Source organism: Microcystis sp. M079S1 (assembly GCF_020246425.1).
In the GTDB taxonomy this organism is placed as follows: Bacteria; Cyanobacteriota; Cyanobacteriia; order Cyanobacteriales; family Microcystaceae; genus Microcystis; species Microcystis aeruginosa.
In genome coordinates this window covers 1-9,450 of sequence record NZ_JADBSZ010000042.1, presented here as the reverse complement: position 1 = coordinate 9,450, position 9,450 = coordinate 1, and the positions used below count along the sequence as shown (strand labels likewise).

Sequence of the window (9,450 nt, the reverse complement as noted above, 5' to 3'; positions counted from 1 at the left end):
TTTTTTTGTACCAGTTTATGTACTAAAAGAAGAATAATGCCAGGTTTTTGAAGGTCTTAATCCTATTTTCGCAGCATGAACATCGGATTTTAACAGGTCAAAAGCCTTATTTTAAAAGGGTTTTACCATTATTCAGCAAGCCCTATTTAGGAGAAAACTGCTCGCTTCAATAATTTGAGCCAAAACCCAACATTTTTAAAGACATCGTAAGAATCATTGATTGTGTCTCATTTCCTCAAGGTTTCCTTCCCATTTAAGCTTACCTTTAAAGGCTTTAATTTTCTCCTGTTGTTTGAGCCGAATCAAAGTCTTAAGACCCAATTCAACAACTTCTTGTTTAGTCTTTAAACCAGTAGCTTTAAGAGCATCAGCCATGAGTTGGTCATCAATGATGATGTTAGTCGTCATCCTATTCCTAGTTGTGTATAGTAGATTGTTAATATACACATTATATAGGGTTTGCTGAATAAATGTGAGATGTAAGCAAGGTAGAGATTTTGTGGCTTTTCTCGCAAAACAGGTGCAAGATTGTGAGAGAATCGTCGTTCAAAATCTTGCGTCTTTATCGGCCCGCGTCCTGTAGGGGCGAAGCATTCGGACAATAACCTATCGGTGAAACTGTAGATTTTCTATCCGAATGCTTCGCCCGTACTTTTTGCCGCATACCCTACTTAGAAGAAAACTGCTCGATTCAATAATTTGAGCCAAAACCCAATATTTTTAAAGACATCGGTGCAGTTTCCCGCAAGTGTCGCTCATTTTTGATAGACAAAAATTATTGCTGTCACCCCAAACACAAGTTTACTGTCCCACTCGCCAAATTTTGATAGTTTTGTCAACACTTCCACTAGCTAAATAGCGACCATCGGGACTATATGCTACTGAGTAAACCGGACTAGAATGACCAGTAAGAGTACGCAATTGTTTTCCCGTTGCCACCTCCCAAATTTTGGTAGTATTGTCACCACTCCCACTAGCTAAATAGCGGCCATCGGGACTATATACCACTGAGTAAACTGAGTCAGAATGACCAGTAAGGGTACGCAGTTCTTTTCCCGTTGCCACCTCCCAAATTTTGATAGTTTTGTCACGACTCCCACTAGCTAAATAGCGGCCATCGGGACTATATACCACTGACCTAACCCCGCTAGAATGACCAGTAAGGGTACAAAATTCTGTTTCCGTTGCCACCTCCCAAATTTTGATAGTATTGTCCGAACTACCACTAGCTAAATAGCGGCCATCGGGACTATATACCACTGAGTAAACCCCGCGAGAATGACCAGTAAGGGTACGCAATTTTTTTCCCGCTGCTACCTTCAAAATTTTGATAGTTTTGTCACTACTACCACTAGCTAAATAGCGGCCATCGGGACTATATGCTATTGAGTTAACCGAGTCAGAATGACCAGTAAGGGTACGCAATTCTTTTCCCGTTGCTACCTCCCAAATTTTGATAGTTCTGCCATTACTCCCACTAGCTAAATAGCGACCATCGGGACTATATACCACTGACAAAACCGAGCTAGAATGACCAGTAAGGGTTTTATCTAAGAAGCGAAGACTAGATAAATCAGATATTAATAATTGAGGACTAGCAGGAAACTCTAGATATTTAAAATAACCGTAAGCTTGTGTTATTCCTACTCCTAATAACAAAACTCCGCCAAGAGCTATCATTAGATTTGGTGTTGGAGGCATAGATTGAAGACCGGCGGGAAACTGCTTATATTTCAAATAACCATAAACTTGCGTTATTCCTACTCCTAATAACAAAACTCCACCAAGAGCTATCATTCTATTTCTAAGCTTATTATTTTTAACCGGTTGTACAGGTGTAGGAAGTAACTTTAATTGCCGTTCAATCTCATCCAAACGTTGTAAAATAACCCTAGTATTAGCGGGTCTATTCTTGGGTAATCTTCCCATCAACTCATCAATAAAATCCAACAATAACGGGTGAATATTTTCCGTTTCTTCTCGCCAAGGTAAAACATCATTAACCGCATCATAAATTTTTAAGGGATGTTTTCCGGTTAATAAATGTACAAAAGTTCGTCCTAAAGCATGAAAATCTGATTGAATCACCGCTTGGCCATGTTGTTGTTCATTGGGTGTATATCCGCGTGAGATAATACCTGTTACCTGTTGACCTTTTACCTTTTGATGATAGGTTTGGGTTTCTTCCCTTGCTGTGCCAAAATCAATTAACACCAACTCGCCACTATTCCGCAACATGATATTAGGGGGTTTAATATCTCGATGCAGCCAATTCTGTTGATGAATTTTATCGAGAATTAAAGTAATTTCTCTCAGCCATTTTAAGGCTCGTTTTTGACTTAATTTATCATACTGCTTTAGCCACTGTTCTAAATTAATCCCCTCCACTTTTTCCATAACTAAACAGTGTAATATTTTCCCCTCCCTTGTGGAATATTGAAAATAGGCATCTGCGCGAGGAACACCGGTGACATTTTGACGACTCAACTCTAATAAAACGTCATATTCCCGTTTAAATAATTCAACTGCCTTCGGGTCATTATTACATTTTTCTTGTAATACCTTGAGGATTTTGGCTGTAAAACCTTCAAAAGCCTCATAAACAACCCCAAAACCGGTCGTATCACTCAATAACCGACTTACCCTATATTTACCATTTAACAACAACTCAGAGCCGCAACTTTGACAGTAACGAGTATTCGAGTTATTATTACTCGGATGGTCTGGTTGAGAACAATCGGGATTAATACAGTAACAGGGTTTCATCTCGGCTATCAGTTATTTTATTGAGTGAATAATTGAAAGTTTTCCCTTACCTGTCTTTGACGGCATTTTATCATAAGTCAGTAGGCGTTAAAAATTATCAGATGCCCCCTTTATTAAGGTGGATCCCCCCGCCTATCGGCACCCCCCTTATCAAGGGGGGCAGGGGGGATCGGCACCCCCCTTATCAAGGGGGGCAGGGGGGATCGAACCTAAAATCCATTTTTAATTTAATTATAACCAGCTACTTAAGTAAGCTAAAACGCATTTTAACCGCCTATCTTTAGATTAGCTGTCTCGGAGTCTCGACTAGGAAATTAATTTTGCACGACTACTTAACTAACACTCCATTCAGAAAAATTTCGGCAATACCTTCGGCCATTTCTTGTAAAGCTAAGGGGGAAGCATTGCTATCTAAAATAGTTTCACTGGAAAAACCGGCAATTGCGAACATTCCTAGAAAAACCTGGGCGACAATTTTCGGATTCATGGGACGATAGATACCACGATCGATCGCTGTTTGAAAAAAAGCCTCGGCCACATCGGTCATTTTAGCAATTACTTCCGATTGAATCCGCTCTTTTAATTCGGGGTGAAATTGCGCCTCTATAAAACAAACTCGCAATAAATCGCTATTTTCTCGCATTCTCAACACCCTACGTCGCATCACCTGCGCTACCGCTTTATAACTGCCCATTTCGCTCAATTCCGTCAGCAAGTCCGTGAGAATATCCACCCATCCCCTAGTGGCCACTTCGATTAAAATCGCCTTTTTGTTGGGAAAATAACGAAATAAAGTTCCTTCTGCCACATTTGCCTTTCCTGCTAGGTCTTTGGTCGTGGTTCCTTCATAACCCTTAGCGGCAAATAAACGTAAAGCGGCCTGTAGAATACGACTACGGATATCTTCTTCCCCAGAATTGGTCTCAGCTAGGGAACGTCGAAAAAGACTTTGCATAATTATTGACAGCTAGAACGGGATAGAGCCATTGTCATCGATCAAGTCAGGTGTTTGCTCAAATGCTTCATAAAATTTTGAGTAATTGGGGTTAGAGTAGAGATTGTTCAGGGGAATGGAGTAACTTGGCCTTGAACAACGAGCGCAGCAGCATAAATAGATTTCCTCTAGGTTGTTTTGAGTGGAGATACCAGCAAAGGAATCTTTAAGAAATTACCCAAAATCCCTGCGTATAGATATTGACGGCGCTAGACTCCCAACGTATAGATAAATACTGTTTCTGGAAGTCCATGACTGTGAGCTACGAAAAAATCACCCCACCGACAACAGGCTCGACAATTACTTTTTCTGACGGAAAACCTCTAGTTCCCGACGATCCCATCATTCCCTTCATTCGCGGTGACGGTACGGGAGTCGATATCTGGCCCGCAACCGAAAAAGTTATCGATGCAGCGATCGCCACAGCCTACGCTGGTCAAAGGAAAATCCATTGGTTTAAAGTCTATGCTGGCGATGAAGCTTGCGAAATCTACGGGACTTATCAATATCTACCCCAAGATACATTGACAGCGATTAAAGAATATGGTATTGCCATCAAGGGTCCCTTGACCACTCCGATCGGTGGCGGCATTCGTTCCCTGAATGTGGCTTTGCGGCAAATTTTTGACCTCTATGCCTGTGTTCGTCCCTGTCGTTACTATGCGGGAACCCCTTCCCCCCATAAAACCCCGGAAAAACTCGATGTCATCGTCTATCGGGAAAATACCGAGGATATTTATCTGGGCATCGAATGGAAACAAGGCACGGAAATCGCCGATAAACTGATTAATTATCTCAACACCGAACTAATTCCCGCCACTCCCGAACACGGGAAAAAACAAATTCCCCTCGATGCGGGTATCGGTATCAAACCGATTAGTAAGACAGGTTCCCAAAGATTAGTCCGCCGGGCGATCGAACGAGCGCTGACTTTACCGAAACCGAAAAATCAGGTTACTCTCGTCCATAAGGGTAACATTATGAAATATACAGAAGGGGCGTTCCGGGATTGGGGTTATGAATTAGCTAAAAGTGAATTCCGGGATGTGTGCGTTACCGAGATGGAATCATGGATCCTGAGCAATAAGGAGAAAAACCCTGATCTGAGCATCGAAGATAACGCCCGCATGGTGGAACCGGGTTATGATGCCCTCACGGATGAGAAAAAAGCCAAAATCTGCCAAGAAGTGACCAGTGTTCTCGATGCCATCTGGGAAACCCACGGCCATGGGCAGTGGCAAGATAAAATTATGGTCAACGATCGCATTGCCGATAGTATCTTCCAACAGATCCAAACCCGTCCCGATGAATACTCGATCCTCGCTACCATGAACCTGAATGGTGATTATCTCTCCGATGCGGCAGCGGCGATCGTGGGTGGTTTAGGGATGGGACCCGGGGCGAATATTGGCGATACTTGCGCTATTTTTGAGGCAACCCACGGCACAGCCCCTAAACACGCCGGTTTAGACCGAATTAACCCCGGTTCGGTGATTCTTTCTGGGGTGATGATGTTGGAATACATGGGATGGCAAGAAGCGGCCGATCTGATTAAAAAAGGCATCGCAGCAGCGATCGCTAATCGACAAGTTACCTACGATTTAGCGCGTCTGATGGAACCTCCCGTTAATCCTCCCCTGAAATGTTCCGAATTTGCCGATGCGATTATCTCCCATTTTGGGGATTAATTTTCTGGTTAGGGTAGCCTGAAAACTGCCCTATTTTTCGGAAAATCCCCAAAATCACCCCTGTCTCCGTTAATGCAGGCGTTTTAAGCGTTCTTGGAGAATTTGGGCTTGTTTTTCGGCCTCTGCTAAAGCTTGCTTCGTTTTTTGGATTAAAGCTTCTGGAGCTTTTTCGACAAAGCTAGGTTTATTCAGGCGATCGCTCAAACTCTTGATTTCCCCTTCTACCTTAGCTAAATTTTTCGCTAATTTCCCGGCCAATACCGATATATCAACCAATCCGGACAGGGGAATGAGGATTTCTACCGTAGCGACAACACCGGCGATCGCTTGATTGACTTCCTCGGTTAATTTTGCCGTCAAAATTAAGTTTTCGATCTTGGCCAAGTCTTTTAAGTACACTTGTCCGCGTTGCAAAATAGCTAATTCTTGGCTGTTTTCTGTCTGTAAAATTGCCGTGATCGTTGCCCCCGGTTTAATCCCCGCTTCGGCGCGCAAATTACGCAAAACCCGAATACTTTCAATTAATAACTCAAAAGTATTTTCTAAGTCTAGATCGATCAGAGAACTATCAGCTATTGGATAGGTTTCTAAAGCCAAAACCTGCTGATTTTCTTGGGTTAAATTATGCCAAATTTCTTCGGTAATATGAGGCATAAAGGGATGTAATAATTTTAATGTCCCTGCCAAGATAAAAGCCAAAGTTTGCCTGGCTGTAGCGCAGGAAACCGATTCTTTATCCTTCCATAAACGAGTTTTCACTAACTCGATATACCAATCACAGAAATCGCGCCAGATAAATTCGTATAGACCTTTAGCCGCTTCCCCCATGCCATAATTTTCTAGATAATCTCTAGTTTTTTGTACTGTTTGATGATAACGAGATAAAATCCAGCGATCGGCTAATTCTAAATTTTCTAAAACTGGTTCTCCCAATTCTTCTGGGGTTTTTCCCTCCAGATTCATCATGACAAAACGGGAAGCATTCCAAATTTTATTGGCAAAATTTCGGGCAGCTTCTACGGATTCCGATTCATCGGTTTTACGGTTATATTGCAGACTGATATCCTGTCCTGCTCCTGCCACTTCTCGAATTAAGGTATATCGTAAAGCATCGGTTCCGTATTTATCAATTAAAATTAGGGGATCGATGCCGTTATTGGCAGATTTAGACATCTTTTTGCCGTTTTCATCCCTAACTAAACCGTGAATATAGACATCTTTAAATGGCATTTGTCGCGTAAAATAGCCCGCCATCATCGTCATTCTGGCCACCCAGAAAAAGATAATATCAAAACCGGTGACGAGGGTTGTGGTGGGATAATAGGTGTCTAGATCAAGGGTTTTTTCTGGCCATCCCATAGTTGAAAATGGCCACAATCCCGAGGAAAACCAAGTATCTAAAACATCGGGGTCTTGTTGAATAATTATATCCTCTCCATACTCTTGTTTAGCTTTGGCTAAAGCGGAGGTTTCATCCTGGGCAACGACGAAGGGAGTATGGTTAGTAATTTCGTTATTAGTTTCACTGATAATGTACCAAGCGGGAATTTGATGACCCCACCACAGTTGTCGAGAAATACACCAATCTTTTAGTTTAACTAACCAATCGCGATAAACTTTTGTCCATCTTTCTGGCACAAAACGGGGCGAGTTTTCCTGATCTAAACAGGCTAAAGCTTTTGTGGCTAAAGGTTCAATTTTAACGAACCATTGGGTAGATAAAAGGGGTTCCACGGGAACTTTACCTCGATCGCTATAGGGGACGCTATGGCGATAGGCTTCAATCTTGACTAAAAAGCCATCTTCATCGAGTTTTTTAACGACATTTTTGCGGGCAACAAAACGATCTTGACCTGCGAATATTCCGGCATTTTCGTTTAAACTGCCGTCTAAATTCATGATATTAATAAAGGCTAAATTATGGCGTTTACCCATCTCAAAATCCTTAGGATCGTGGGCTGGCGTAACTTTGACGCAACCGGTACCGAATTCGGGATCCACCAATTCATCGGCAATAATGGGGATTTCTCGCCCCATTATCGGTAAAGTGACGGTTTTGCCGATTAAATGGCGATAACGGCGGTCTTGCGGGTTGACAGCTACACCAGCATCACCTAGCATGGTTTCAGGCCTTGTGGTGGCTACTTGAAGATAACCACTACCATCGCTAAGAGGATAGCGAAAATACCAGAGATTTCCCTCAATGTCCTTGTTTTCCACCTCTAAATCGGAAACGGCCGACCGGGATTCGGGACACCAGTTAACTAAGTATTGACCGCGATAGATTAATCCGTCCTCATAGAGTTTGATAAAAGCAGTACGGACAGCATGGGAAAGTCCCTCATCCATGGTGAAACGTTCCCGCGTCCAATCGACGGATACCCCCAAGCGTCGCAGTTGATTAACAATGGTACTACCAGACTCCTCTTTCCATTGCCAAGCGCGTTCGAGGAATTTTTCCCTTCCTAGTTGGTAACGGTCGGTTTTTTCGGCTTTTAATTGGCGATCGAGTATAGCTTGTACTGCAATACTAGCGTGATCTGTACCGGGCAGCCAGAGGGTATTTTTGCCGGTCATGCGCTTGTAGCGAACAAGTGTATCAATCAAGGAACTCTCGAAGGCGTGACCCATGTGGAGACTACCGGTAACATTGGGAGGAGGGATGACTATACAGTAGGTTTCGCCGCCTTTTTCGGGGTTTGCTGTAAATATTTCTTGATTTTCCCAATATTGCTGCCATTTCGTTTCTGTGATCTTGGGATCGTATTGCTTCGATAGTTCCGAGGTCATGATGGGGAGATTCTACAATTCTTAGTTCTTTGTCAATTGTCCCACATTTGGGAGAGATCAAATTCCTGTTTAGTTGCCGGCTAAAAAATTTTAAGAGTCCTATTAAAATAGCTGTTATCTTTTCCTCGGCTAAACCTAGCTAATTTATGGTAACTTTTTTGTATCTCACCAGTATAATAATTGCTATAATCAATTGAGGGAGTCGATCAATAAGTGGGTAGGTATTAAAAACTCTCAGATGCCCCCCTTATTAAGGGTAGGGTTGATTCATGAATCAACCCTACTTAATAAGGGGGAGATCGGCACCCCCCTTATCAAGGGGGGCAGGGGGGATCGAACCTAAAATCCATTTTTAATTTAATTATAACCAGCTACTTAAATTATGACTATAGCAACAGATAAAAGTACCTATAGCTTTGCCGAATATTTACAACTAGAGGAAACGGCAGCCTATAAAAATGAGTATCAAGATGGGGAAATCGTACCGATGACAGGAGGCACTACCGATCATAATAAAATTGCTCTCAATTTTGCCGCTTATTTAAAATTTGCCCTCAAAGGACAGAAATATAATATTTTTATCGGTGATGTTAAATTATGGATAGCGCAATATCGTCAAGCAACCTATCCCGATGTGATGCTAATTGAGGGGGAACCGATTTATTATGAAACTGGCAAGACAACTATTACCAATCCCAGATTAATAGTAGAAGTCCTCTCAAAATCAACTCAAAATTATGACCAGGGCGATAAATTTCTCTATTATCGTTCGCTGCCAGAATTTCAAGAATATATTCTCATCAGTCAAAGTCGTCCATATATCATGCAGTATAACAAAACTCAAGAAAATAAATGGCTATTAACGGAATACGAGGGCGAAAATACTAGTTTATCTTTGACTTCTGTCAATTTTGATCTCAGTTTTCAGGAAATTTATGAAGGAGTTACTTTGGATATAAGTAGCTGGTTATAATTAAATTGAAGATGGCTCCCCCCTTAATCCCTAGTACTGTTTCATTCTCCCATCAGAATATCAAAAGTAAAAGCGATCACTGTCTTTGTAAAATGAGGAGTGACCGGCAACTTTTAAATATATGTTGAGCTTAATAGAAAAACTGAAACAAGTCAAGGACTTTCGGAAAGATAAAGGAAAAAGACACCCTTTATGGATAGTATTAGTAGTAATAATACTGGGAACAATGCTAGGATACT

Annotated in this window: 7 protein-coding genes; 3 read left to right on the top strand and 4 right to left on the bottom strand. The window is 41.9% G+C overall.

What is annotated here, in order from left to right:
* Positions 1-213: 213 nt before the first annotated feature.
* The 3 genes from IM456_RS02420 to IM456_RS02410 all read right to left on the bottom strand — a co-directional run bounded on the left by IM456_RS02420 (position 214) and on the right by IM456_RS02410 (position 3,721).
* The gene (locus tag IM456_RS02420; RefSeq protein ID WP_061432967.1) at positions 214-408 is read right to left on the bottom strand and encodes a type II toxin-antitoxin system VapB family antitoxin; all 195 of its coding nucleotides are present in this window, start codon (positions 406-408) and stop codon (positions 214-216) included.
* A gap of 393 nt (positions 409-801) precedes the next feature.
* A complete protein-coding gene (locus tag IM456_RS02415) occupies positions 802-2,766 on the bottom strand; it encodes a serine/threonine-protein kinase (RefSeq protein WP_287705282.1) in 1,965 nt (654 codons plus the stop codon).
* Positions 2,767-3,094: 328 nt separating this feature from the next.
* On the bottom strand, positions 3,095-3,721 hold the full coding sequence (locus IM456_RS02410; protein WP_079206162.1) for a TetR/AcrR family transcriptional regulator: 627 nt from the start codon (positions 3,719-3,721) through the stop codon (positions 3,095-3,097).
* 290 nt (positions 3,722-4,011) lie between these two features.
* Between IM456_RS02410 and IM456_RS02405 the strand changes: the two genes are divergently transcribed.
* Entirely contained in the window at positions 4,012-5,448 is a 1,437-nt protein-coding gene (locus IM456_RS02405; RefSeq protein WP_147069122.1) for an NADP-dependent isocitrate dehydrogenase, read from the top strand.
* Positions 5,449-5,517: 69 nt separating this feature from the next.
* Here IM456_RS02405 and IM456_RS02400 read toward each other — a convergent pair whose 3' ends face one another.
* Positions 5,518-8,238, bottom strand: a complete 2,721-nt coding sequence (locus IM456_RS02400; protein WP_287693364.1) for a valine--tRNA ligase — start codon at positions 8,236-8,238, stop codon at positions 5,518-5,520.
* Positions 8,239-8,620: 382 nt separating this feature from the next.
* Here IM456_RS02400 and IM456_RS02395 point away from each other — a divergent pair, with 382 nt between their 5' ends.
* Positions 8,621-9,211: a Uma2 family endonuclease gene (locus IM456_RS02395; protein WP_287693365.1), complete on the top strand. Its 591-nt coding sequence runs from the start codon at positions 8,621-8,623 to the stop codon at positions 9,209-9,211.
* A 121-nt stretch (positions 9,212-9,332) separates the two neighbouring features.
* The coding region (locus IM456_RS02390) for a transposase family protein (RefSeq protein WP_287705283.1) at positions 9,333-9,450 on the top strand (118 nt) is incomplete at its 3' end.

Coding starts and splice junctions, on each gene's coding strand:
- IM456_RS02415 (WP_287705282.1), bottom strand. CDS start 2,766: ATGAAACCCTGTTACTGTATTAATCCCGATTGTTCTCAACCAGACCAT.
- IM456_RS02420 (WP_061432967.1), bottom strand. CDS start 408: ATGACGACTAACATCATCATTGATGACCAACTCATGGCTGATGCTCTT.
- IM456_RS02405 (WP_147069122.1), top strand. CDS start 4,012: ATGACTGTGAGCTACGAAAAAATCACCCCACCGACAACAGGCTCGACA.
- IM456_RS02395 (WP_287693365.1), top strand. CDS start 8,621: ATGACTATAGCAACAGATAAAAGTACCTATAGCTTTGCCGAATATTTA.
- IM456_RS02400 (WP_287693364.1), bottom strand. CDS start 8,238: ATGACCTCGGAACTATCGAAGCAATACGATCCCAAGATCACAGAAACG.
- IM456_RS02410 (WP_079206162.1), bottom strand. CDS start 3,721: ATGCAAAGTCTTTTTCGACGTTCCCTAGCTGAGACCAATTCTGGGGAA.